Below are 24,194 nucleotides of genomic sequence, written 5' to 3' on the forward strand. Positions count from 1 at the left end.
AAGTGAGCGTTTATTTCCGCATGGGAAGATCGAAAGCGCCGCCACGATGCGGCCCGCGTGTTTGCCAAGGATCTCCACCGCGGCAAGCGATCAGCTCTCTGGAGGCGGAGGCTGCGGCAACACGCGTTGATGCCTTGGCCTCCTGATCCAGTCGCAAAGAAACGCCTGGTTTTCCGCGGCGCGCTACCACTCCCGGCGCGCCGCGTGTTCCCAACTCCAGGCGTCTGCCGGCAGTGCGTTCGAGGTTCCCCATCTCGGTAAACGCACTGCCGGCTCGCATGTCAGTCGAGGTCTCCGCATCCGCAATAATGGCGTGCTCCACGTTGGTGCAACAAGGATAGGCAGCAAGGCCAAACGCCACGGGTGGGAGCTCCCGTGGCGCTTTTCTTGTCGGAGGCTTTGGCCTCCTAATACGACTTCAGCACGGCAGTCACACGATCTCCTTCGTCGTTCAAAATGATCGACACCTTCTCGCCGGCCTGGAGCGGGGGCAAGGCAACGTCGCGCGGCACCGTGTAGCTTCTGCCGTTCTCGAGCGTGATGACACGTACGTCGTGGTTGTATTTGGCAACAACGCCGTCAAAGGAGGATGCGAATGCTGCGCCGGCAACGAAAACGAGAGGTGCAACAATGAGGAGGATGTTCTTCATTCTAGGTGTGCCTTCTATTTTTGAACAATGGAGGGCCCTACCCGGCATCTCTGGATGCCGGGACTGTCCCCACCAGTGCTTTTCGTAAAGATCTGACTTCGGTCTGATGACCGGTTAGGTGGGCCTGCAGACTGGCCGCAAGCCATGTTCGATGATCAGTAGAGCATTTCCGTCTCCTGCCTGGTTGGCGGCTTTTCGAGCCGTTTTTGCAGGCTGCGCTTTCCCGCTACTGGAAAGTCAAGCGTGGCAATGGACAGCTGTGGCCGTTGGCTCTGCCGGCAGCGACCTCGTCATTTCTAGTGGTGCGACGCGTACCGGTGGCGGGGTGCACGTTTGGCAGAAACTCCCTGCAAATCAGCAAGTAAGCAGCCTCAGCGCTCGGGCAATTGATCGTCCGTCGTGAGGATGCAAACGCAGTTGATTCCTTGCCGATCAGAGGTTTGCTGCGGCGACCTATGCAAATTGGCCGCAGCACCAGAAGTCGGTTGACCTTCCAGTCACTGCAATCACTACCGTCGCCAAAATCATCAAGCGGTGTCGTCGGAGACGTCACGCATTCTGACGACGAGGTAGAACAAATGACGCGTAGATCCAGGATATTTCTCTTCACTTTGGCGGCTGCAGGCGGCGGTGCATTGTTGCTCTATCTCAATGGTGTGCCTGTCGTTGTCAGCCAGGCGCTGAGCTCGGGCGAAACGAGCAAGACCGCTCCCATGACCCCGCCACTGCCGCAGGTTCCGGTCGCCGAAGTCATCACGCGGGTGATCGCGCGATCTTCCGAGTTTACTGGCGTCGTAGCAGCCGCCAAGACGGTAGAGCTGCGGCCGCGTGTCGGCGGCATGCTTGAATCCGTCAGCGTGCCGGAAGGCGGCCTCGTTGAACGAGGCCAGCTGCTCTTCCAGATCGACCCTCGCCCATATGAGGTCGCGCTCCAGAATGCTGAAGCGCGGCTTCAACGGGCCAGGGTTCTGCTCTCGCAGGCCGAGACCGATCTCGATCGATCACAGCGGCTGCTCCCGACCGGAGCTATCCCCGGCAAGACCTATGACGACGACGCGGCCGGGAAGCAGGAGCGGCAAGCGCAGGTGCTGGAGGCAAAGGCCGCAAGTGCTGCAGCCAGGCTCGACCTTTCTTATTCTCGCGTGACCGCCCCGATCGCCGGACGCGTCGACAGGGTGCTTGTGACGGAAGGAAACCTGGTCACCGGAGCGTCCGGAGCCACAGCGACATTGCTCACCACGATCGTGTCGGTCGATCCTGTACATGTCTATTTCGACATCGATGAAGCGGCCTATCTGAGCTTTCTGAAACAGACACGTCCCGAGGCCATCGGCGGCAAAGGCGCCTCGTTGCCGGTGAATGTGGGGCTCGCCACCGAGAGCGGCTACCCGCATTCAGGCACCCTGGACTTCCTGGGAAATCGTATCGATCGAAGCACCGGGACGATCCGCGCCCGAGCTGTGCTGGCCAACCCCGACGGCCGGCTGACGCCAGGCCTGTTCGCGCGGGTGAAACTTGCAACGAGCGCACCGGCAGAGACGGTTCTTATCGATGATCAGGCGGTCGGGACCGATCAGGGACGCCGCTACGTTCTGGTGCTGGGTGCCGGCGACATGGTCCAATACCGGCCGGTCGAACTGGGCGCGATGAACGATGGACTGCGCGTCGTTGCAAGCGGTCTCAACGCTGGTGACACGATCATCATCAAGGGGCTCGTCCGACCCGGCATGCAGGTTAGCCCGAACCGGATCGCAATGGCACCCGACCAGCGCTCCGTCGACGGCGTTGCCAATGGCAACACGCAGGAAGCACGTCGATGAACCTGCCCCGCTTTTTCATCAATCGCCCGATCTTTGCGATCGTCCTCTCCGCCCTGATGCTGATTGCCGGCGCAATAGCGCTGTTTCGACTCTCGTTGAGCGAATATCCGTCGGTCACCCCGCCGACGGTGCAGGTGGCCGCTAGTTATCCCGGTGCCAACCCGCAGGTGATCGCCGAGACGGTGGCCTCCCCGCTCGAACAATCGATCAATGGCGTCGAGGGCATGCTCTACATGAGCTCACAGGCTGCGACTGACGGCAGGATGACACTCACCGTCACCTTTGCCCAGGGCACGGATCCTGACATGGCCCAGATCCAGGTGCAGAACCGCGTGTCGCGCGCCCTGCCACGCCTGCCGGAAGAAGTTCAACGCATCGGCGTTGTCACCCAAAAAACGTCCCCCGACATCCTGATGGTGGTGCACCTTGTATCGCCCGACAAACGCTACGACCCACTCTACATTTCCAACTTTGCCAGTCTCCAAATTCGCGACACGCTCGCCCGCCTGCCAGGGGTCGGCGACGTCATCGTATGGGGTGCAGGCGAATACGCCATGCGCGTCTGGCTGGATCCCGCCAAAGTTGCAGCACGCGGACTGACCGCCGCGGATGTCGTCGCCGCCATCCGCGAACAAAACCTCCAGGTCGCCGCCGGATCGGTGGGGCAACAGCCATCGCAGGCAGCGAGCTATGAAGTCACGGTCAGTACACTGGGTCGACTGTCCAGTGAGGAACAATTCGGCGAAATCGTCATCAAGACAGGCGATGACGGGCAGATCGTGCGCCTGCGCGATGTTGCGCGGATTGGTCTTGGCGCTGATGGCTATGCGTTGCGCAGCCTGCTCGACGGCGAGCCTGCCGTCGCGATGCAGATCATTCAACGCCCCGGTGCAAATGCGCTTGACGTCTCGAACGCCGTGCGCGCTGAGATGGAGCAGTTGCAGCAAGGTTTTCCGGAGGGTCTGGAATACCGGATTGCCTACGATCCAACCGTCTTCGTGCGAGCGTCCCTGGCCGCCGTCGTGGCAACGTTGCTCGAGGCGATCGTTCTCGTCGTCATCGTCGTCGTCCTGTTCCTGCAGACGTGGCGTGCGTCCATCATTCCGCTGGTTGCCGTGCCCATATCGCTCGTCGGCACGCTTGCGGTGATGTATCTGCTGGGTTTCTCGCTCAATACCTTGTCGTTGTTCGGCCTGGTTCTTTCGATCGGCATTGTGGTCGACGACGCCATCGTTGTCGTCGAAAACGTCGAACGGCACATCGGTCTTGGCGAAACGCCGAAGGAAGCGGCCCGCAAGGCGATGGATGAGGTGACAGCACCGATCATCGCGATCACGTCCGTGCTTGCCGCCGTGTTCATTCCGTCCGCCTTCCTGTCGGGCCTTCAGGGCGAATTCTACCGTCAGTTCGCAGTCACCATTGCAATCTCGACGGTTCTTTCAGCGGTCAACTCCCTGACGCTTTCGCCAGCGCTGGCGGGCGTTCTGTTGAAGCCACACCACGCCGGGTCAAACCGCGACTGGCTCACCCGAGGCATCGATTTTGCGTTCGGCCGGTTCTTCCGTCTGTTCAATCGCTTCTTCGACAGGGCATCGAACGCCTATGTCGGCGCGACACGTCGCGCTATCCGCATAAGCGGCGTGATCCTGGTGCTCTACGCAGGACTTGTTGCTATGACCTGGATGGGCCTGCAGAGCATCCCGACCGGTTTCGTGCCCGCGCAGGACAAGTACTATCTCGTCGGCATTGCCCAGTTGCCATCGGGAGCGTCGCTCGACCGGACAGAGGCCGTCGTCAAGGAGATGTCCAGGATAGCGCTGGCGGAACCGGGCGTGGAAAGCGTCGTGGCCTTTCCGGGACTGTCCGTGAACGGCTTCGTCAATCTGCCAAATGCAGCCGTCGTCTTCGCCATGCTCGATCCATTCGATCAGCGCAAGGATCCCTCGCTTGCGGCCAATGCGATCGCGGGGCGGCTGATGGCCAAGTACAGCCAGATCCCAGACGGCTTCGTCGGCATTTTCCCGCCGCCGCCGGTGCCGGGCCTCGGCACCATGGGTGGCTTCAAGCTCCAGATCGAGGATCGCTCCGGCGCGGGGCTAGAGGCCCTTGCCAAGGCGCAGGCCGAGGTCATGGCAAAGGCCTCGCAAGCGCCGGAACTTGCCGGCATGATGGCGAGCTTCCAGGTCAACGCACCGCAGGTTCAGCTCGATCTCGATCGGGTCAAGGCCAAGGCACAAGGCGTTCCGTTGACGGCGATCTTCGAGACCTTGCAGGTCAATCTGGGCTCCTTGTATGCAAACGACTTCAACCGCTTTGGCCGTACCTATCGCGTGATCGTCCAGGCGGATGCGCCATTCCGCGCGCAAGTGGACGACATCGCTCGCCTGAAGGTTCGCAATGCCGCAGGCGAGATGGTTCCCCTCGCCGCCCTTGCAACCGTCACTACCAGTTCAGGGCCAGACCGGGTGATGCACTACAATGGCTACCCCTCGGTCGACCTCACAGGAGGTCCAGCACCTGGCTATTCGTCCGGTCAGGCGACAGCGGCAATCGAGCGGATCGTGCGTGAGACGCTGCCAGCCGGCATGACGTTCGAGTGGACCGATCTGACCTTCCAGGAAAAGCAGGCCGGGAACACGGCCGTGATCGTGTTCCCGCTCGCGGTATTGCTGGCATTCCTGATCCTGGCGGCGCAGTACAACAGCTGGTCTCTGCCCTTCACGGTCCTGCTCATCGCGCCATTGGCATTGCTGTCGGCGATCGTCGGCGTCTGGCTCTCAAACGGGGACAACAACATCTTCATCCAGATCGCGTTTGTGGTGCTGGTCGGTCTTGCCGCCAAGAACGCCATCCTGATCGTCGAGTTTGCTCATGAAGAGGAGAAGAAGGGCCAGGATCCGCTTGCCGCGGTGCTCGAAGCCGCACGCTTGCGTCTGAGGCCGATCCTGATGACATCACTGGCATTCATTGCCGGTGTCGTGCCACTGGTCTTTGCGACCGGAGCCGGTGCAGAGATGCGCCATGTCATGGGCATCGCCGTGTTCTCCGGCATGCTTGGCGTGACATTCTTCGGGCTGATCCTGACGCCAGTCTTCTACGTCGTCATCCGGCGGCTGGTACTGCGACGTGAGCGCAACATCGCGGCAAGGATGGCCGTCTCCGAAAATGATCTTGTTCACTAGACGTTTCGCCACGGCATTGGCGTACCTCTCACCGGGCAAGTGGTCTTGACGTCAAGTGATCGGGTCTGGCCCACGCATGTGCGTGGGCCAGACCCATCCCAACGGTCATCACCCCGCAGGCTGGGCTAGTCTCTCGCTGACCAGTGTTGTCCAGTAGCGAAGGCCATGGACGATGGCGGCGTCGTTGAAATCATAGGCGGGATTGTGAAGCCCGGCGGAGTTGCCATTGCCCAGCCAGATGATCGCGCCTGGCCGCTTTTCGAGCATGTAGGAGAAATCCTCAGCGCCCATCGTGCACTGGCAATTGCCATTGACCTTTTCCGCTCCGGCGACATCGGAGGCGACTGCTATCGCAGCCTTCGTCATCTCGGGATCATTGACGGTGACCGGGTAGCCGGGGCGCCAGTCGATCTCTGCCTGGGCTTCGAAAAGACGCGCGGTGTTGGCGACGATGTCCCTGAAACGCTGCTCGACGGCCTTCCGCGTTTTGGATCGATCGTCCTGATCGTGCCGCCGACGACTGCCGTTTCCGGAATGACGTTCAGCGCAGCGGCGCTACCGCCGGCGAGATAGGTGACCGACACGACGACAGGGTCGAAGGGATCGACGTTGCGCGAGGCGATCGACTGGAGCGCCGTCACCAGATGTGCGCTGATCAGAATGGGGTCGCGCGATTCATGCGGCGAAGCAGCATGGGAGCCCTTGCCATTCAGTGTGACCACGAAGCGGTCGGCAGCTGCCAGCATCGGACCCGGCCGAATGGCAAAGGAGCCGACAGGCAGGCCCGGCTCGTTGTGCATGCCGAAGACCTCCTCGATGCCGAAGCGCTCGAGCAGCCCCTCCTCGAGCATGACGCGCCCGCCAGCGCCACCTTCTTCGGCCGGTTGGAAGATGAGCACGGCCGTGCCGGCAAAATCCCGGGTCGAGGCAAGGTGACGTGCAGCACCGAGCAACATCGCCGTGTGGCCGTCATGACCGCAGGCATGCATCTTGCCCGGGTTCCTTGAAGCATGGGCCAGGTTGGTCTGTTCGGCGATCGGCAGCGCATCCATGTCGGCGCGCAGGCCGATGGTGCGGCCCGCGCCCAGTTTTCCCTTCACCACCGCGACGACGCCCGACTTGGCAATGCCGGTGACGACCTCGTCGCAGCCGAACGACTTCAGCTTGTCGGCGACGAAGGCCGACGTCGCCGGCAGATCGAACAGGAGCTCGGGATTCTGGTGGAGGTGGCGGCGCCACTGCCCGGCTTCTTCGGCAATCGTCTCGATCGTCTGTACTGACATCATTTCCTCTTTCAGGCGGCTCAATCTGGAGTGTCGACGCCTATGGGCCACTCGACCCGCGCCTCCGTTCACATCTTCGAGGCCTAGGACGAAACGCTTGCCTTCACAAGACGCCAGTGCCACTGACGGGCCAAAGCCACGAAAGACGGTTCGCCATGCCTGTAATTGAACAGATTGCCCAGTTCGCCGACGATCTCACCGCGATACGCCAGGATTTTCACCAGCATCCCGAACTCGGCTTCGAGGAGCATCGCACCTCGCAGCGCGTGGCGGATTTGCTTGCGAGTTGGGGCGTCGCCGTCGAGCGCGGCATCGGCGGCACCGGCCTTGTGGGCGTCATCGACGGTGCACGGCCGGGGCGCAGCATCGGCTTGCGCGCCGACATGGATGCCCTGCCGATGGATGAACTGACCAACCTGCCCTACGCCTCGAAGAATCCCGGCGTGTTCCATGGCTGCGGCCATGACGGGCACACCACCATGCTGCTCGGTGCTGCGCGCTACCTCGCCGGCAATCGCGATTTCTCCGGTCGTGCCGTGCTGATCTTCCAGCCGGCGGAGGAAGGTCTCGGCGGCGCGAGAGCCATGCTGCGCGACGGCCTGTTCGACCGTTTCCCCTGCGACGAACTCTATGGAATGCACAATTCGCCCTACCAGGGGCATTCCCAGCTGACGATCCGGCCTGGCAAGGCACAGGCCGGGGCGAGCTTCTTCGACATCACGCTGCATGGCCGCGGCAGCCACGGGGCGATGCCCCAGGCCAGCCGCGATCCGATCACCATCGGCTCCGGCCTGGTCAAGGAGATGCAGGAGATCGTCTCGCGCAACATGGACCCGACGCATCCCGCCGTCGTTTCGGTCACCCAGTTCCATGCCGGATCCGCCTACAACGTCATTCCGGAAACGGCGGTCCTTCGCGGCACCTTCCGCTACTTCGACGAAGCCGACGGCGTGATGATCGAAGACCGCATCCGCAAGCTCTGCGCCGGCTTTGCGCTTGCCCATGAAATCGAGATCGTGGCCGATATCCGCAACATCTTCGACGTGCTTTCGAACGATCCAGGACGGGTCGACAACCTCATCGAGGTGGCGCAGGAGATCGTCGGCGACAAGGCGCAGCCGAACGCAGAACTGACCATGGGATCGGAGGACATGGCCGATCTCCTGCGCGTGGTTCCGGGGCGCTTTCTTCAATCTGGGGCATGGCGGAACCGTTCCGCTGCACAATTCCGGATTCATTTTCGACGACACGATCCTGCCCGTCGGCGCCAGCCTGCTGGCCCGGCTCGTCGAGGTGCGCGGCGCCGCCTGAGCGCGGCCGCGCCAACAAAATCAAATTCTTGATCTGAGGACTTCGCTCGATCCCGGCGTCACTGCCGGGACGGGCGAAGCATTGCCTCTTGCCATCCCGATGCTGCCTGCCCGGCGGCATCGGGAAGTCGGCTCATTTTTTAGCTTGACCGAATGAACAGACGAGAGCATTAGTTGCATAAAGTGGAACTGAAGTTCCATTTAATGGAACGACTCGGAGGAGCAATGTCGGTCCTGAACAATGCCGCGGATGTGCTGAGGTGCTTCGGCAACGACTGTCCCGACCTCACGGTTTCGGACGTCGTGAGACTGCTCGGCATGCCCAAAGCCAATGCGTCGCGCCTGTTGAAGGCGATGCGCGAGGCGAACATGCTGGAGACGATCGGCGACAGCCACCGGCATCGCCCGGGCCGGCTGATGCTCGACCTTGCCGCGGCCTACCGTCGTTCCTCGCTGCTGATCGGCCGCGCCAGTGAAGTGGTCGCCGAAGCCAGCGCCACCTTTGGCCATACCGGCTACATCTCCGTGCGCGACGGCAAGGAAGTGACCGCTGTGGCCGACTTCCAGGGCACCAACGCATTGCGCGTCGTCAGCAACATCGGCCGGCGGCTGCCCGCCCATCTCAGCGCGACCGGCCGGTCGCTGCTGGCGCGGCTAGGCGAGGAAGCAGTCCATGCGCTCTACACCGGACACAGCGCCCTGGCCGATCTGACCGAGCAGCTGTCGAAAGTACGGCACCAGGGCTTCGCCTATTCGAGCCAGGAGGCGACACCTGGCGTGGACGCCATCGCGATATCGGTCGCCGACCCTCGCACCGACGAAGCCGTCAGCCTCTGCATCGTTTACCCCCACGCACTCGTGGACACCAAAGGCCGCGACGAGATGATCGCTGCCCTCGCCAAAGGGGCGGCCCGCATTGCCGAGGACCTGGGCGACAGCGCCTTCGTCGCCCCCCGGATTTGAAGAAAAGGACATCATGTAATGAGTGATCTGCCCAACCGCTGGCGCGTCGGGTTCGACATTGGTGGAACCTTCACCGACTTCGTGCTCTATGACAGCCAGAACCATTCCGTCACGCTGCACAAGCGACTGACCACGCCGCACGATCCGTCCCAGGCAGCGCTGCTTGGCCTGCAGGAACTGCTGGATCTGCAGAGCATCAAGCATAGCGACGTCGGCGAGATCGTCCACGGCACGACGCTGGTCACCAATGCGGTCATCGAGCGCAAGGGCGCGCCTGTCGGCCTGATCACGACGCGCGGCTTCCGCGACCTGCTCGAAATGGGCACCGAGCAACGCTACGACATCTATGACCTGTTCGTATCGTTCCCCGACCCGATGGTCAGCCGCGACCTGCGTCTCGAGGTCGACGAGCGCATGACGGCCGCAGGCAATGTGGAAACCGCTCTTGACGAGGCACAGGTCCTGCTGGCGGCAAAGGCGCTGGTCGCGCAGGGCTGCGAGGCGATGGCCATCGCCTTCATCCATTCCTATGCCAATTCAGCGCATGAGCGCCGCGCCGCCGACATCATCCGCGCCGCGTTCCCTGAGCTGTCGATCTCGATTTCAAGCGAGGTCGTGGCCGAAATGGGCGAATACCAGCGCACGGTCACCACCTGCGCCAACGCCTTCGTGCAGCCCTTGATGCACCGCTACCTGACCAAGCTTGAGACGTCGCTGCGCGGTGCGGGTTTCGCCGGCGCGCTTCGGCTCATGCATTCGGCCGGTGGCCTGATGTCGCTGGAGACCGCACGCGACTTCCCGATCCGGCTGCTGGAAAGCGGCCCGGCGGGCGGCGGTCTCGCCACCGCGCTGTTCGGCAAGGCGGCCGGATTGTCCGACGTCATTTCCTTCGACATGGGCGGCACCACCGCCAAGGCCTGCATGATCGAGGACGGCCGCGCCGAGATCTCGCCTATGATGGAGGCCGCGCGCGTCCACCGCTTCGTCAAGGGCTCCGGCCTGCCGATCAAGGCCCCTGTCATCGAGATGATCGAGATCGGCGCCGGCGGCGGTTCGATTGCCGCCATCGACGACGTCGGCCTGCTGAAGGTCGGCCCTCATTCCGCGAGCTCCGATCCGGGCCCGGCCTGCTACGGCATGGGCGGCAAGCAGCCGACGGTCACCGACGCCAACCTCACGCTTGGCTACTACGATCCCAACTTCTTCCTCGGCGGCCGCATGAAGCTCGACCTCGAGGCCGCCCGTGCAGCCATTGCACGCGTGGCGGAACCGCTGGATCTGACGATCGAGCAAGCGGCACTCGGCATCCACAAGGTGGTTGTCGAAAGCATGGCCTCGGCCGCGCGCGTGCATCTGGTCGAGCGCGGCAAGGATCCGCGCGAATACTCCATGGTCGGTTTCGGCGGCGCCGGTCCCGCCCATGCCGTCGACGTGGCGCGCGCCATGGGCATCAGCTCCGTCTTGATCCCGCCTGCATCGGGCGCGGCATCGGCGCTCGGTTTCCTTGCAGCGCCGCTGTCCTTCGAAGGCGTGCGGTCGCTGCGTGTCGAGCTGAAATCAGGCTTTGACGCTCAAGCCGTCAATGGCGTGCTGACGGACCTCGAAAACGAGGGCCGTCACCAGCTGTCGCGCTCGGACATCGCTGCAGCGGATACTGTGGTCGAGCGCAGCGCCGACATGCGCCTTGTCGGCCAGATGCATGACATCAGCGTGCCGCTTCCCGCCACCACACTCAGCGAGGCCGACCTGCCGGCCATTCGCGAGGCCTTCGTCCGCGCCTATTCAGCCCGTTATGCCGAGCCCTTCGAGGGCGCGCGCTTCGAATCCGTCAACTTCCGCGTTCGCGTCGCCGGTCCGACGCCGCAGCTTTCACTCACCGGTGCCACCGGTGGCGGCGATACGGCAGCCCGGATCAAGGGACACCGCGTCTGCTGGTTTGACGAAGGCAAGTTCGAGACGGCGGTCTACGACCGCTACGCGCTGCGCAGCGGCGACACCATTCCCGGTCCTGCGATCATCGAGGAGCGCGAGTCCACCACCGTCGTCGGCCCATCCGACAGCGTGACGATCGACGCCGGCCAGAACCTCTGCGTGCAGGTCGGCGCGCTCAAGGCCGCCGATGCGTTCGTCACTGACGACATGACGCGGGCCGAGGCCGTGGCGCGGATCAAGGGCGACCCGATCGGCCTTGAGATCATGTGGTCGCGCCTCGTCAATGTCGTCGAGGAGATGTGGCTTACCGTCTGCCGGACCGCCTTCTCGCTCGTCATCGCCGAGGCGCAGGACTTTGCCTGCGAACTGCTCGACAAGGACGGCGAGACGCTGGCCCACAGCCCACGCGCCATGCCGGTCTTCAACCTGACGCTTCCCCGCGCGGTCAAGGCGCTGCTGGCGCGTTACCCGGCCGAGACGCTCAAGCCCGGCGACGTTCTGATCACCAACGATCCGTGGCTCTGCGCCGGCCATCTGTTCGACATCGCCATCGTCACGCCGGCCTTCCGCAATGGCAAGCTGGTGGGCCTGATGGGCACTGTCGGTCATGTCTCCGATATCGGCGGCACCAAGGATTCGCTCCATGCCCGCGAGATCTACGAGGAGGGCCTGCAGATCCCGCCGATGAAGATCTTCGAGGAGGGCAAGCCGAACGAAACGCTGATCCAGCTCATCCGCCAGAACGTCCGCAACGGCGAGCAGGTCCTGGGCGACATCTTCTCCTTCGTCGCAGCCAACAAGCTCGGCGCGGAGCGGCTCGATGCCTTCATGCATGACTATGGCATGCATGACCTGGGCGCGCTGGCCGAAGTCGTGCAGGGCTTGTCCGAAAAGGCGATGCGCGACGCGATCCGGGCGCTGCCCGATGGCGAGTACCGCTCGGTCATCACCAACAACCCGCTGGGCGAAACGATCAGCTACCCGGTCCTGGTCAAGGTGGAAGGCGACAGCATATCAGTCGATTTTGCCGGTGCCCCGCCGCAGCTGCCGCAGGGCGGCCTCAACTCGACGCTGAACTACACGGCAGCGCATGCGACCTACCCGCTGAAGTGCATGCTGACGCCAGCGGTTCGCGGCAATGCCGGCTGCTATCGCCCGTTCACGGTGACCGCGCCCGAGGGCTCGATCCTGAACCCGACCTATCCGGCCGCGGTGAACCTGCGTACCCGCACCGGCTGGTATCTTGCGCCGAACATCTTCGCAGCACTCGCATCGGCCTCGCCCGACATGGTCCAGTCCTTCACCGGACTTGCCGTCGCAGCGAATGTCTATGGCCAGACCAAGGATGGGCAGTTCTATTCCGACATGCTCTTCTGCGGCGGCGGCCAGGGTGGCTCCGAGCGCGGCGACGGCCACTCCTCGCTGCTCTGGCCAACGTCTGCGGCCAACACCTCCATCGAATTGATGGAAAGCAGGGTGCCCGTGCTGGTGCTGGAGAAGGCGTTCCGGGCTGACAGCGGCGGTGCCGGCAAGACGCGTGGCGGGCTTGGCCAGGTCATTCGCTTCCGCAAGCGCGACGAGGACGGGCTGGAGATGCTCGTCTCCGTCTACCCCGAGGGCGTCGACAACCCGATCGACGGTCTGTTCGGCGGCAAGGCCGGCGGCGGGGCTCGTGGACGCGTGTTGTCCACCGACGGTCGCGTGCTGCGCGATTGTGGAACGGGCGAGCTCGTTTCGCTGCACCGCACCGACCAGGTGGTGGAACTCGTCCTGGCCGGCGGCTCCGGTTACGGCAATTCCGCCGAGCGTGACCACGCTGCGATTTCCCGCGATCTCGCACTCGGCTTCGTGACGCCGGACCACGTGGCGCTCAACTACCGCAAGGAACCGGGAACACCTGGAACCGTGGCGCCGCAAGAGAACGTGGCCTGGGCGTGAGCCCCTCCGAGACCCGGCGGCGCCGGCCAACTGGCGCCGCCCCATTTGCAATGACGACCAGACATCCGACAGGAGCAATGCAATGACCTCTGACCAGTTCAACATCTCGCGGCGCGGCCTGCTGGCCCTGGCCGGCGTGGGCCTCGCCACATCAGTTTTCCCGCGTCAGCTCTTCGCCCAGTCGGGCGGCGTCCTGATCATCGCCGCCGGCCAGGACATCCCCAATTTCGACCCGCATACCGCGACGGGCTATTCGGCCTCGTTCTTCATGCGCAACGTCTATGACCCGCTCGTGCGGATTTCGGGCAACCCGCCTGTGCCCGCACCTGGTATCGCCGAGAGCTGGACCGTCAGCGCCGACGGCACGGAGTACACATTCGTCCTGAACAAGGCCGCCAAGTTCCACTCCGGCAATGCCGTCACCGCCGACGACGTCGTCTACTCCTTCGCCCGCGCGCTGAAGCTCGCCAAGGGCAACTCCTGGATGATCCGCGACATCGTCACCGCCGAAGGCGTGACGGCGGTCGACGCCGGCACGGTCAAGTTCAAACTCGCGACGCCCTTCGCGCCGTTCCTGCAGGTGCTGCCGTGGATCTTCGTCGTCGAGAAGGCGGTGGTCGAGGCCAATCTCGGTAGCGACTCCGGCGAAACCTATCTCATGACCAATGCGGCAGGCTCGGGTCCGTTCGCCGTCGCCCGTTTCGAGGTCGGCACGCTCTACCAGCTGGCCCGCGCGCCCGAAGCGTGGCAGGCCGGCGGCGGCAACCTCGAAGGCGTGATCTGGCAGATCGTGCGTGAAACCGCCACGCAGCGGCTGATGATCCAGCGCGGCGAGGCGCATATCGCCACCGACCTCACCAGCGAGGACATGGACGCCCTGAAGGATGCCCCCGGCGTCGTCAGCGTCATCGAGCCGGAATACCGCACCTTCTCGATAAAGATGAACACGCAGCACGGCCCTTGCGCCGACATCAACCTGCGCAAGGCGATCTCTTATGCCACGAACTACAAGGCGATCCTCGACGCTGCAGGTTATGCCGATCCGATGAATGGCCCGCTGCCCAAGGGCATCCTTGGCTTCAACCCCGATCTCGTCGCCTATGGCACCGACCTCGCCAAGGCGAAGGAATACATGGCGAAGTCGGCAAAGCCGGAAGGCGGCTTCAAGCTCAAGATGTACCACGTCTCAGGTCTTGAGCAGCAGCGCCGCTGGGCGCTCATCATGCTCGACAGCCTCAAGCAGCTCAATATCGAGCTCGAGATCGTGCCGATGAACTGGCCCGACATGGTGAGCGCCTGCAAGTCGCCCGAAACCTTCCCGGACCTGTTCCCCGTCTACCAGACGGCGAACTACGGCGACCCTGACAACATCGCCTATGCGGCCTACCATTCGTCGCGCAATGGCGCCTGGCAGAACGCCGTCTACAAGAACCCGGAAGTCGACGCCCTGATCGAAGCCGGCCGCAAGGAGATCGATCCGGCCAAGCGCATCGCGATCTATGGCGACTTCCAGAAGAAGGTTGTCGAGGACGCACCTGACATCTTCGGTGTGCTTGAGCGCCGCAAGCTTGCAATGCGTGACAACGTGAAGGACTACCACTTCACGCCAGTCGCCTCCAACGCGATCGAGGCCTGGGGCCTGTCGCTCGGCTAAGTCGAACATTTGGCGGGTCTTCGGGCCCGCCAAAGCTCCAACAGAGGACATCGGCAATGCTGCATTTCATCCTGCGGCGGCTCCTGCTGCTCATACCGGTTATCGTCGGACTGACGATCATCATGTTCGCCATCGCTCGCCTTCTGCCGGGCGATCCGGTGGCGCTCGCCGCAGGTCCGAACGCAACGCAAGCCGAAATCGCAGCGCTGGCCGTGGAATACGGGTTGGATCAGCCTATCTGGGTGCAGTACGGCACCTATGTCTCCGGCCTGGTCCATGGCGATCTCGGCACGTCGCTGCTGACCCGCCGCCCCGTCGCTGCCGATATCAAGGCCTATCTGCCCGCGACCCTCGAACTCGTCTTCGCGGCGATGTTCATCGCGGTCGCCGTCGGCATCCCCCTTGGCCTCATCACCGCCGTGTGGCGCAACCGCTGGCCTGACTATCTCGCCCAGGTCGGCGCCATCGGCGCGATTTCCATGCCGCGCTTCTTTCTCGGCCTGCTTCTGCAGCTCTGCTTTGCCATGTGGCTGATGTGGCTGCCGCTCGGCGGCCGCCTGCCAATCGTCGTTATCCCGCCGCGCTTCGTCACCGGCTTCCTGACCATCGATTCTCTGATCGCCGGCAACTGGAATGCCTTCTTCATGTCGCTCCGCCATCTGGCATTGCCTGCCATCGCCATGTCGCTGTCCCCGCTCGCCACGATCATGCGCATGATGCGTGCCTCGACGATCGAGGTGATGCAGCAGGACTATGTGATGACCGCGCGTGCGCTCGGCCTGCCCTCTCGCAAGATCATCACCAAATATGTTGCCCGCAACGCCATCTCGGCGACGCTGACAGTGATCGGCCTCTACTTCGGCTGGCTGCTCGGCGGCACGGTGCTGGTCGAAACCGTGTTCGACTGGCCGGGTCTCGGTCTCTATGCCACCAAGGCCATCGTATCGCAGGACATGATGCCGGTGATCGGCGTCGCACTGGTCATTGGCCTGCTCTTCGTCTTCGCCAACCTCGTCATCGACCTGCTCTACGGCGTCATCAACCCCAAGGTCCGCTATTCATGACCACGACCGAGCACAACACTGCGGACGATTTTGTCACGCCGCGCCGCGACAGGCTGCGCCGCGCCTTCTTCCGCTTTTCGCAGAGCAAGCTGTCGATGCTCGGGGCGGTCATTGTCGCGGTGGTGATCTTCTTCACTGTCTTTGGCACTGCGCTCGCCCCCTACCCCAATCACGTTGCCGGCGGCGTCGACACCGCCGCGCGCTTCATCCCCCCGTCGGCGGCCCATCCATTCGGCACCAACGAGCTCGGCCAGGACGTGCTTTCACTCGTCATGGCCGGCACCACCGTTTCGGTACTCGCCGGCTTCGGCGTCGTGCTCATCGGATCTGTCATCGGCACGCTGGTCGGCGCCATTGCCGGCTTCGCCCGCGGCTGGGTTGACGAGGTGCTGATGCGGTTGACCGATCTCACGCTGACCATTCCCGGTTTGATCCTTGCCATGGCGATTGCCGCAGCCCTAGGCTCGGGCTTCGGCAACATGGTCATCGCCATTGCCCTGTCATGGTGGCCCGGCTATGCACGGCTCGTGCGCGGCGAGGTGCTGGCGGCGCGCGAGGAGGTCTATGTGACCGCCGCGCGTGCGCTCGGCGCTACGCCGAAACGTATCCTCTTCCGCCATATCCTGCCCAACGTCGTCTCGCCGATCATCGTCAAGATGTCGCTCGACATGGGCTTTGCCATTCTCACCGTGGCGGGCCTCGGCTTCATCGGCATCGGCGTCCGTCCGCCAACGCCGGAATGGGGCACGCTGCTTTCGGTGTCGCGTTCCTACATGCCCGACTATTGGTGGACGGCAATGGCGCCTGGCATGGCGATGTTCCTTGCGGTGTTCGGCTTCAACCTTCTGGGTGACGGCCTGCGTGACATCCTCGATCCGAAAGCGAGGCGCTGAGATGACTGCCCCTCTCCTTTCAATCCGCGACCTGCACCTGAGGATGTCGAGCTTCGACGGCCGGGCGCATGTCCTCAACGGCATCAATCTCACCGTGAACCGGGGTGAGATCTGGGGCCTTGTCGGCGAAAGCGGCTGCGGCAAGTCGCTGACTGGCCTGTCGGTCTCGCGCCTGCAGCCAACGCCGCCGGCGCACTACACGGCGGGCGAGATCCTGCTCGAAGGCCAGGACCTTCTCAAGCTCAGCCCGGCTCAGATGCAGCGCCTGCGCGGCAAGCGTATCGGCATGATCTTCCAGGACCCGACGACCAACCTCAATCCGGCCTTCCGCATCGGCGAACAACTCGTCGACGTGGCGCTGGCTGCCGCTGACCGCGATCCTGATGTGATCGGCTGTTCGCCCAATGCCGGCCGGCGCGAACGTCGAAAAGCCGCGCGCAAGCTGGCCGGCGAGATGCTGGCCCGTGTCGGCATCCCCAACGCACTGGCGCGGCTCGACGACTACCCGCATCAGTTCTCCGGCGGCATGCGCCAGCGCGTGCTGATCGCCATGGCGCTGATCGGCCGCCCCGACCTTCTCATCGCCGACGAGCCGACGACAGCGCTCGACGTGTCGGTCCAGGCCCAGATCCTCGAGCTCATCAAAAACAGCGTCAAGGACTTCGACATGGGTGTCGTGCTGATCACCCACAATCTGGGTGTCGTCGCCCAGACATGCAGCCATGTCGCGGTCATGTATGCGGGAAACATCGTCGAAAGCGGCCCGGTCGCAGCCGTGATCGGCAAACCCGTCCATCCTTACACGCGCGCGTTGATGTCGGCGATCCCGACCCGGGAAACCAGGCGCGGTGAGTTGCGCGGCCTGGCCGGTTCCGTGCCCAACCTCATCACGCCGCCGCCAGGCTGCCGCTTCGCCCCGCGTTGCCAGTTTGCCCTGCCGGCCTGCACCGCTGCCATGCCGGCAGCAGTGCCGGTTGGCGACAGCCATGCCGCCGCCTGCATTCGCGTGAATGAAATGGAAGCACTCGTCCATGACTGAGATCATGCTAGAGATCGACAATGTCTCGAAAATCTACCCGGGGCGTCGCGGCATCTTCGGGACATCGCCAGAAGTCCAGGCGCTGAAAAACGTGTCGCTCAGCGTGCGCAAGGGCGAGAGCTTCGGCCTCGTCGGCGAAAGCGGCTCGGGCAAGACCACCCTCACCCGCTCCATCCTGCATCTGGAAACCCCGACCTCGGGCAACATCCGTGTGCAGGGCCAGGATCTGGGCAAGCTTTCCGACGCCGAGCTGCGGCGGCTGCGCGCCCGTGTCCAGATCGTCTTCCAGGATCCTTACGCGTCTCTCAACCCGCGCATGTCGGTCTACGACATCGTCACCGAGCCCCTGGTGATCCATCACGAAACCTTGGGCCTGACAAATAGACAACGCAGCGACCGCGCCGCCGAGCTGCTTTCGCTGGTCGGCATGGGCCCGCAGCACCTCCACCGCTATCCGCACGAATTCTCCGGCGGCCAGCGCCAGCGCATCTGCATCGCGCGCGCCCTTGCCTCGGGCCCGGAACTGCTGCTTCTGGACGAGCCGACCTCGGCGCTCGACGTCTCGGTGCAGGCGCAGGTTCTCAACCTGCTGTGCGAGCTGCAGGATCGCCTCGGCCTGACCTATTTCTTCATCAGCCACGATCTGGCGGTGGTGCGTTATCTCTGCGACCGGGTGGCCCTGATCAACCGCGGCGAGATCGTCGAACAGGGCGATTGCGCTGAGATTTTCGACGCTCCGAAAAGCGATTATGCCCGCATGCTGATCGGCGCGATGCCCGAGGTGAAAGTACCGGCAGATAGCTCTCGCAGCGGCTAGATCAAGCCACTTCGGCGGCCTTGAAACGTTCTCGAACAGCCGCGGCCAACGCTTCCGCCGTGGTCGGCGTGATCGGGCGGACGGTGCGGGGCTGGCCGCATTAAGACTATGTACGATGACATCTGGCAGAACTTGTGTGGCTTCAGGCCCAGCTCCATTCCGCCAAACACCCTGTGGGACTGTCAGCTTCCGGCCCTCTTGATTGCAGACACTGGGTCGGCGTGGCCTGTTCGCGTCAGGTATGAGACAACCATCTATGTGCTGGTCGTTTGCTATTTGGAATCCACGACGCCTGCCAGCGGCGGCGCCATCGAAAGATGGTCCCGTAGTAGTTTCCACCCCGCACAGCGGTTGACAGATGACCTATATGACAACGCCAGTCAGTCGCTTCGGCTTGAAAAGCCGGTCTCACAGAAGCTGATGATGTCATCTATGAGAGCGCTGTTGCTGACGTGATTCTGGATTTCCTCGAGGCCGGGCATGCGACGGGCATTCGGATCGAGGTCCGCAACGATGTGCAGGATGGCGCCGCGGATATATTCGTAGCGTAGCGCGATCTGCACCTCGCTTAGGCGGGGCGTCACCCGCTGCAGCATTTGTCGAGATAGGCGATGGAGTTCGTCGAACTGCTCGGCGAAGATTTCATTGGTCAGGCTTCGAGGCAATGCCTTGGTTTGCAGCATCAGCCGGATCGCCGCGCGCCCGCCGCGCTCGTCGAGGCTGAGTTCGACAAGCGGCCCCACGATCGCGCGCAGCACAGTACGCAAGGTTGGCTGCGGGTCTTCCTCACACGCCCTCATTGCCCCCAGCCGCGCCGCGTTCAGCGGGCCGAGGCATTGTTCGAGCGTCAGGCGCAGCAATTCGTCTTTGGAGCGGAAGTGATAGTTGACTGCAGCGATGTTTGCCCCGGCCACCCGGGTGACCTCCCGCAGCGTGGCCGCATCGAACCCACGATCGGCGAACACGTAGGTAGCCGCACGCAGCAATGCGCGGCGCGTGTCGCGGTCGTCGTGCCGGTCGGTTCTTTCGTCTGCCGTCTCCATCCAACCCTCATAGCTGAAAGCCGGTTCGCGCGCTTCTCCCGCCGGCATCAAATCTGAGGATATGTTCCAGCGGAGCGTCGGCCGCCGCGAAGCCCGGTGCCGAGTGCGGAGCTGTAGCCACCAATCAGCGCGCCAGCCGGTAGCCGTAGGTCCTGTCGAGTTCGAGTTCGCGGACGATACGGATGCCATCTTCAAGCAACTTGGGATCAGCTGCCCGGAGTGGCTTGCGCAGCGGTCCTGCCGGCAAGCCGACCGCCGCCATGAGCGACTTCATCGAAACGGGATTAACGGCCGCATAGGCGAAGTGCAGCATCGGCAAGTTGCGCAGCCAGGCTGACCGGCAGGCGAATGCGTCTTCGCCTGATACCCATGGCTTGGAGATGACTGCCATCTCGCGCGGGATAATGTTGCCCGTCATGTTTGCGGTACCATGGCCGCCCAGCGCCATGGTGGGGATCACCAGGCCGAGATTCGGCGAGCAGCAGCACATGACGGAGATGTCGAGTTCGGCCCGGCAGACCTGCGCCACCTGGCCGACGCGCGTGGTCGATTCCTTGAGCACGACCATGTTGCGGTGAGCTGCGATGCGCTGGATATCGGTCCAGTGCAGGTCCGTCTTCACGCGCGGGGGATTGTTGTAGAACCCGATCGGGAAGTCGACCGCATCGCAGACTTCCAGAACATACTCGACGATGGATTCATTGTCGGCGCAGATATAGGAAGGCGCCGCAATGATGGCGCCGTCGCCGCCTTCGTTCTTGGCATAGCGCACCAAGTCGATTGTGCCCTGGGTGTTGGAGCCCGTGCAGCCGAAATAGAGGAGCATGTCGCCGCGCGGCATCTTTGCCGTTTCGGTGATGATCGTGCGCCGCTCTTCCGGAGTCAGCATCGAGACTTCCCCGGTCGAACCCATGATCAGTATCGCCTTTGTATGGTTTTGCCGGTGAAAATCGAGCAGGCTGCTAAACCCAGCTAGATCAACAGAGCCGTCGGAGTTCATCGGCGTGATCAGCGCCACGAACGACCCATTTGGTTTGTTATGCACGACACCCTCCAGCGTTCAGGACAGCCAGCCAAGCCATGGCGAATATCTATTTGAATTGTAGGTTTCAAACATATGTTTGAAACCTTGGGGGCGCGTTGTCAATGGCGCGGGCGTTTCGCGCGTTCGCGCATCACCTGCCATCTCGGCTCTGACGCAAAGCTGCATATTGCCTGGGGCAATAGCGGCATCCGCTTTTGGAGATGAACGACACCGAGGGAAAGACTGGGATAGGGCGCGTGGCCACGCTCGGGTTTGGGGCTGGTCTTTAGGTGGCCTGTCGATGGCCGATGCTGGGTGCAGATCCAGCTGCCCTTGATTGCACAGGTCAGAGCTTGACGGAACAGGATAGCCACACGCGGTGCCTGCATTCAGGGACCGCTATCTTGATCTGAACGGCAGAAGAGCGGCAGCTGCCGTTGCACGCCAGCGGCAAGAGGATCCGACAGCTGTTGCTAGCAATGCCTCGCAACGGGCTGATCGAATCCCCTGCTGCGGCTCAGCCTTTTGCCGTCCGTTTCTTCTTTTCCGGATCGTCGAAGGTCAGCGTGTGGGCGATGGCATTGGCCTTCAAGGTCTTGCCGCGTACCTCAAGTTTCACACCTTGCTTGGCGTAAGGCACATCAAGACGGGCAATCGCCATCGAACGTTTGGTCAGCTTCGAATAAGACGGGCAGGTGATGACACCGACCTTCTTGCCGTCGGCCCAGACCTCATCGCCGAGATCAGCCATCTGATCGCCTTCGATCAGCATGCCGAAGATCTTGAAGCGCTCGTTGCCCTTCTGGCGGTAATGCTCCTCGGCACCCCTAAAGCCGGTCTTGCCAGGCGAAACCGTGAAGTCGAGGCCGAGTTCCCACAAGCTGTCCCCGGCCGGCTGACCGGGAAGCGGGTACATCTGCGAGTTGTCATACGGGAAAAACAGCAAATAGCTTTCGACCCGCAGAAGATCGAGCGTGCTGAAGCAGCAAGGAATGATCCCCATGTCCTTGCCCTCGGACAGGATGCTGTCCCAGACAAGGCGTGCATCCTGGCCGCGCACGAAGATCTCGTAGCCGCGTTCGCCGGTGTAGCCCGTGCGCGAGATCGTCACTGGAGCGCCAAACAGCGTGGTGTGGACGTGGTGGAAATAGTTGAGGTCGCGAATGCCCGGCACGTGCTTGGCCAGGAAATCGACTGCCACCGGCCCCTGCAGCGAAAGGTCGTGCAGGTCGTCGTCGAACAGCACAGCACAATTGCGACCCGCCGCCTGCTTGACGATCTCCTCATGCGCGGTGCCGGTGCCAGAGACCAGCATCCACGCATTGGGCCCGTTGCGGTAGATCACGCAATCGTCGATCAGATGGCCGCGCTCGTTGAGCATGGCGGCATAAACCGAACGGCCCGGTTGGATTTTTGCGACACTACGGGTCGTGACGTACTCAATAACCGCGATCGCGTGCGGTCCAATCAAGTGCATCTTGCGCAAGCCCGATACGTCCATCAGGCCGGCCTTGGTGCGGATCGCCACATGCTGATCGAACGGGTCGGCGTCGTAGGTCCAGGCGGTGCCCATGCCGCTCCAATCCTCGAGATTGGAACCCAGTGCGCGGTGGCGGTCGCCGAGGGCGGTAAAGCGCCAGCTTAAGGTCATTGTATCCTCCGGTAATTTTGGCAAACAGGTTCGTGCCGGCGCGGCAGAAGCCCACCAGGAACATTTTCGTCGCTCCCCATAAGCAGGGTCAGCGACGGATTTTCAGGGATATTTGCGGAAGCGATGGGCCTGAGCGCCCTCCAACGCTCAGGCCAGGCGGAGTACGGCTGCGCCGTTTTCCGCCGATCACCTTGTTTGGCAGATCAGCCAGCCAGGCCAGCAGCCAGCGCAATGCCCGCTGCGGCAATGCCTCCACCGCCCACCTTGAGCGCTGTGCGCCAAGACAGGCGCGCAACGAAGGTTGCGAGCGAAAAGCCCATCGCGTGCAGGACCACGGTCGAAGCGACAAAGCCCAGCCCATAGAGGAATGCATTGCTGGCGATGGGCAGTTCCTGACCATGGGCAAAACCATGCAGGCCGCCAAAGAAAATGGTCATCGCAAAAGCCGCGCCGAAAGGCACCCGGCTGCCCAGGGCGACGATCGCGCCCAGCAGCACCACCGACCCGGCAATACCCAGTTCGACGAAGGGAAGCGACAGCCCGGTCATTCCAAACACCGCACCAGCGATCATTCCGATGACGAAGCCGAGCGGCAGCCAACGGAACACCGGCTCGTTGTCGGCATTCTGCCCGGCCCAGATGCCGACCCCGGCCATAGCAAGGATATGGTCGAGCCCGGAAAGCGGGTGAGATAGACCCGCTCCGAGGCCGCCGGCCTCGGGCAGAAAATGCGCGTAGCTCGGCATCGTCGACGCGACATAAGCAACAGCAACTGCTGCAGCGAACCGCGTCATCTTTGTTGTGTTCGTTGTCGTGTTCACCATCAACTCCTGTGGCTGGCCGCAGCCGGCCTTATCCAAGTGGTTGTCTGTTACTCTGCGGCGACCAGGTCGGTGCGGCGCAGGTTGGCGTCGATCACGTCGCCATTTTGTGCCGCCAACGACGCCATCAACCGCATGATGACGCAGGCCGCGAGCCGTGCCGCCGTACCGCTGATATCGAAGATCGGGCAAAGCTCGGTGAGGTCGATGACGCTGACACTGCCTCGCTTGGCGATCATGTCGGCGATGCGCATCATCTCCCGGGACTCGATGCCGCCTGGTTCCGTCGAGGTGACGCCAGGTGCTGCGGACGAATCCATGACGTTGAAATTGAAGCTGAGATACTGCGCGTCGGTATCGCCCCAGACCCGCTCGATCGAGCGCTCGACCAACGGGTAGATGCCCCCGTCGAACAGGTCAAACATCGAGTCGAACTGAAGCCCCTTCTCCTTCGAAAGGTCGATATGGTCCTTGGGGTTCATGGCGTTGCGGGCGCCCAAATGCGCGACATTCTTGATATCGAGATTGGGCAGCTCGGTGATGCGAGCCATCGCGCAAGGGGCGAGATTGCGCTCCCCGGCCCAGCTGTCGGCCATGTCGAGCTGGGCACTGAAATGCATGTAGCCCATCTTCTTTTGCGCCCCGATATGGTCGGAAAGCGCGCGCGCCGCGGCGATCGAAATCGAGCGGTCGCCACCGCAGATGATTGGCGTGAGGCCAGATTTCAGCACTTCGCGGACTGCACGATAGATGCGTTCGTGCGCCACTTCGGGGCTGACCTTGGGCATGGAAACGTCGCCGCAATCGACAGCTGTGCCGTGCAAGTCGACATTGTATTCGAACCAGTAGGAGAAGTACTCCTGCGAAACGAGGCGGAATTCGCGCGGGCCGTCCTCCGAGCCGGGCTTGCCGACATTGCCCTCGTCGAACGGCACGCCGACAAAGGCATATTTGGCGCCGCAGGCCCTCAGGGCGTCGGCGTTCAGCGGCACATGAGCCGAACGCAGGAACGTGATCAGGCCGGGTGCCCGGTAGTTGTCTCCGGCGTCACCGCCAAGTGGTGAGAATAGATGGGCATAGGATTTTGCTGGGTTCATGACTGGATCTCCT

At 62.9% G+C, this 24,194-nt stretch carries 16 protein-coding genes and 1 pseudogene; 10 read left to right on the forward strand and 7 right to left on the reverse strand.

Features of this window, described 5'->3' with window-relative positions:
* Positions 1-407: 407 nt before the first annotated feature.
* Positions 408-650, reverse strand: coding sequence for a DUF1344 domain-containing protein (locus tag ACHMW7_RS01935; RefSeq protein WP_395446205.1), 243 nt, complete (start codon positions 648-650; stop codon positions 408-410).
* 578 nt (positions 651-1,228) lie between these two features.
* Between ACHMW7_RS01935 and ACHMW7_RS01940 the strand changes: the two genes are divergently transcribed.
* Complete coding sequence (locus ACHMW7_RS01940; RefSeq protein WP_395446700.1) at positions 1,229-2,470, forward strand: efflux RND transporter periplasmic adaptor subunit; 1,242 nt, start codon at positions 1,229-1,231, stop codon at positions 2,468-2,470.
* Positions 2,467-5,652, forward strand: a complete 3,186-nt coding sequence (locus ACHMW7_RS01945) for an efflux RND transporter permease subunit (RefSeq protein WP_395446206.1) — start codon at positions 2,467-2,469, stop codon at positions 5,650-5,652. Before ACHMW7_RS01940 ends, ACHMW7_RS01945 begins: the two co-directional genes overlap by 4 nt.
* Positions 5,653-5,760: 108 nt before the next feature.
* On the opposite strand, the pseudogene ACHMW7_RS01950 reads toward ACHMW7_RS01945, so the two are convergent.
* Positions 5,761-6,938 (reverse strand): annotated as a pseudogene (locus ACHMW7_RS01950) (M20 aminoacylase family protein).
* A 152-nt stretch (positions 6,939-7,090) separates the two neighbouring features.
* Between ACHMW7_RS01950 and ACHMW7_RS01955 the strand changes: the two are divergent.
* The 8 genes from ACHMW7_RS01955 (at position 7,091) to ACHMW7_RS01990 (ending at position 18,545) form a co-directional block, all read left to right on the forward strand.
* Positions 7,091-8,278 (forward strand): amidohydrolase, encoded by a 1,188-nt coding sequence (locus tag ACHMW7_RS01955; protein ID WP_395446207.1) that lies wholly within the window; start codon positions 7,091-7,093, stop codon positions 8,276-8,278.
* 150 nt (positions 8,279-8,428) lie between these two features.
* Positions 8,429-9,208 carry an IclR family transcriptional regulator gene (locus ACHMW7_RS01960; protein ID WP_395446208.1) on the forward strand — a complete coding sequence of 260 codons (780 nt, stop codon included), beginning with the start codon at positions 8,429-8,431 and terminating at the stop codon, positions 9,206-9,208.
* A gap of 18 nt (positions 9,209-9,226) precedes the next feature.
* Positions 9,227-13,078: a hydantoinase B/oxoprolinase family protein gene (locus ACHMW7_RS01965; RefSeq protein WP_395446209.1), complete on the forward strand. Its 3,852-nt coding sequence runs from the start codon at positions 9,227-9,229 to the stop codon at positions 13,076-13,078.
* 82 nt (positions 13,079-13,160) lie between these two features.
* The gene (locus tag ACHMW7_RS01970) at positions 13,161-14,732 is read left to right on the forward strand and encodes an ABC transporter substrate-binding protein (protein WP_395446210.1); all 1,572 of its coding nucleotides are present in this window, start codon (positions 13,161-13,163) and stop codon (positions 14,730-14,732) included.
* A gap of 56 nt (positions 14,733-14,788) precedes the next feature.
* Positions 14,789-15,796, forward strand: a complete 1,008-nt coding sequence (locus tag ACHMW7_RS01975) for an ABC transporter permease (RefSeq protein WP_395446211.1) — start codon at positions 14,789-14,791, stop codon at positions 15,794-15,796.
* A complete protein-coding gene (locus ACHMW7_RS01980; RefSeq protein ID WP_395446212.1) occupies positions 15,793-16,689 on the forward strand; it encodes an ABC transporter permease in 897 nt (298 codons plus the stop codon). The genes ACHMW7_RS01975 and ACHMW7_RS01980 overlap by 4 nt, the downstream gene beginning before the upstream one ends.
* A 1-nt stretch (position 16,690) precedes the next feature.
* On the forward strand, positions 16,691-17,728 hold the full coding sequence (locus ACHMW7_RS01985; RefSeq protein WP_395446213.1) for an ABC transporter ATP-binding protein: 1,038 nt from the start codon (positions 16,691-16,693) through the stop codon (positions 17,726-17,728).
* Complete coding sequence (locus tag ACHMW7_RS01990) at positions 17,721-18,545, forward strand: ATP-binding cassette domain-containing protein (protein ID WP_395446214.1); 825 nt, start codon at positions 17,721-17,723, stop codon at positions 18,543-18,545. The genes ACHMW7_RS01985 and ACHMW7_RS01990 overlap by 8 nt, the downstream gene beginning before the upstream one ends.
* 380 nt (positions 18,546-18,925) lie before the next feature.
* On the opposite strand, the gene ACHMW7_RS01995 is transcribed toward ACHMW7_RS01990, so the two are convergent.
* The 5 genes from ACHMW7_RS01995 to ACHMW7_RS02015 all read right to left on the reverse strand — a co-directional run bounded on the left by ACHMW7_RS01995 (position 18,926) and on the right by ACHMW7_RS02015 (position 24,181).
* Complete coding sequence (locus ACHMW7_RS01995) at positions 18,926-19,588, reverse strand: TetR/AcrR family transcriptional regulator (protein WP_395446215.1); 663 nt, start codon at positions 19,586-19,588, stop codon at positions 18,926-18,928.
* A gap of 124 nt (positions 19,589-19,712) precedes the next feature.
* Positions 19,713-20,633 (reverse strand): dihydrodipicolinate synthase family protein, encoded by a 921-nt coding sequence (locus tag ACHMW7_RS02000; protein ID WP_395446216.1) that lies wholly within the window; start codon positions 20,631-20,633, stop codon positions 19,713-19,715.
* Between the two features lie 496 nt (positions 20,634-21,129).
* Positions 21,130-22,263: an aminomethyltransferase family protein gene (locus ACHMW7_RS02005; RefSeq protein WP_395446217.1), complete on the reverse strand. Its 1,134-nt coding sequence runs from the start codon at positions 22,261-22,263 to the stop codon at positions 21,130-21,132.
* Positions 22,264-22,466: 203 nt separating this feature from the next.
* Positions 22,467-23,057 (reverse strand): HupE/UreJ family protein, encoded by a 591-nt coding sequence (locus ACHMW7_RS02010; RefSeq protein WP_395446218.1) that lies wholly within the window; start codon positions 23,055-23,057, stop codon positions 22,467-22,469.
* Positions 23,058-23,134: 77 nt separating this feature from the next.
* Positions 23,135-24,181 carry an arginase family protein gene (locus tag ACHMW7_RS02015; protein WP_395446219.1) on the reverse strand — a complete coding sequence of 349 codons (1,047 nt, stop codon included), beginning with the start codon at positions 24,179-24,181 and terminating at the stop codon, positions 23,135-23,137.
* Between the last annotated feature and the right edge of the window lie 13 nt (positions 24,182-24,194).

Source organism: Aminobacter sp. UC22_36, from assembly GCF_044056035.1.
GTDB lineage: Bacteria > Pseudomonadota > Alphaproteobacteria > Rhizobiales > Rhizobiaceae > Aminobacter.

Coding starts and splice junctions, on each gene's coding strand:
- ACHMW7_RS01955 (WP_395446207.1), top strand. CDS start 7,091: ATGCCTGTAATTGAACAGATTGCCCAGTTCGCCGACGATCTCACCGCG.
- ACHMW7_RS01970 (WP_395446210.1), top strand. CDS start 13,161: ATGACCTCTGACCAGTTCAACATCTCGCGGCGCGGCCTGCTGGCCCTG.
- ACHMW7_RS01965 (WP_395446209.1), top strand. CDS start 9,227: ATGAGTGATCTGCCCAACCGCTGGCGCGTCGGGTTCGACATTGGTGGA.
- ACHMW7_RS01935 (WP_395446205.1), bottom strand. CDS start 650: ATGAAGAACATCCTCCTCATTGTTGCACCTCTCGTTTTCGTTGCCGGC.
- ACHMW7_RS01985 (WP_395446213.1), top strand. CDS start 16,691: ATGACTGCCCCTCTCCTTTCAATCCGCGACCTGCACCTGAGGATGTCG.
- ACHMW7_RS02005 (WP_395446217.1), bottom strand. CDS start 22,263: ATGACCTTAAGCTGGCGCTTTACCGCCCTCGGCGACCGCCACCGCGCA.
- ACHMW7_RS02010 (WP_395446218.1), bottom strand. CDS start 23,057: ATGACGCGGTTCGCTGCAGCAGTTGCTGTTGCTTATGTCGCGTCGACG.
- ACHMW7_RS01995 (WP_395446215.1), bottom strand. CDS start 19,588: ATGGAGACGGCAGACGAAAGAACCGACCGGCACGACGACCGCGACACG.
- ACHMW7_RS02015 (WP_395446219.1), bottom strand. CDS start 24,181: ATGAACCCAGCAAAATCCTATGCCCATCTATTCTCACCACTTGGCGGT.
- ACHMW7_RS01945 (WP_395446206.1), top strand. CDS start 2,467: ATGAACCTGCCCCGCTTTTTCATCAATCGCCCGATCTTTGCGATCGTC.
- ACHMW7_RS01980 (WP_395446212.1), top strand. CDS start 15,793: ATGACCACGACCGAGCACAACACTGCGGACGATTTTGTCACGCCGCGC.
- ACHMW7_RS01975 (WP_395446211.1), top strand. CDS start 14,789: ATGCTGCATTTCATCCTGCGGCGGCTCCTGCTGCTCATACCGGTTATC.
- ACHMW7_RS01940 (WP_395446700.1), top strand. CDS start 1,229: ATGACGCGTAGATCCAGGATATTTCTCTTCACTTTGGCGGCTGCAGGC.
- ACHMW7_RS01990 (WP_395446214.1), top strand. CDS start 17,721: ATGACTGAGATCATGCTAGAGATCGACAATGTCTCGAAAATCTACCCG.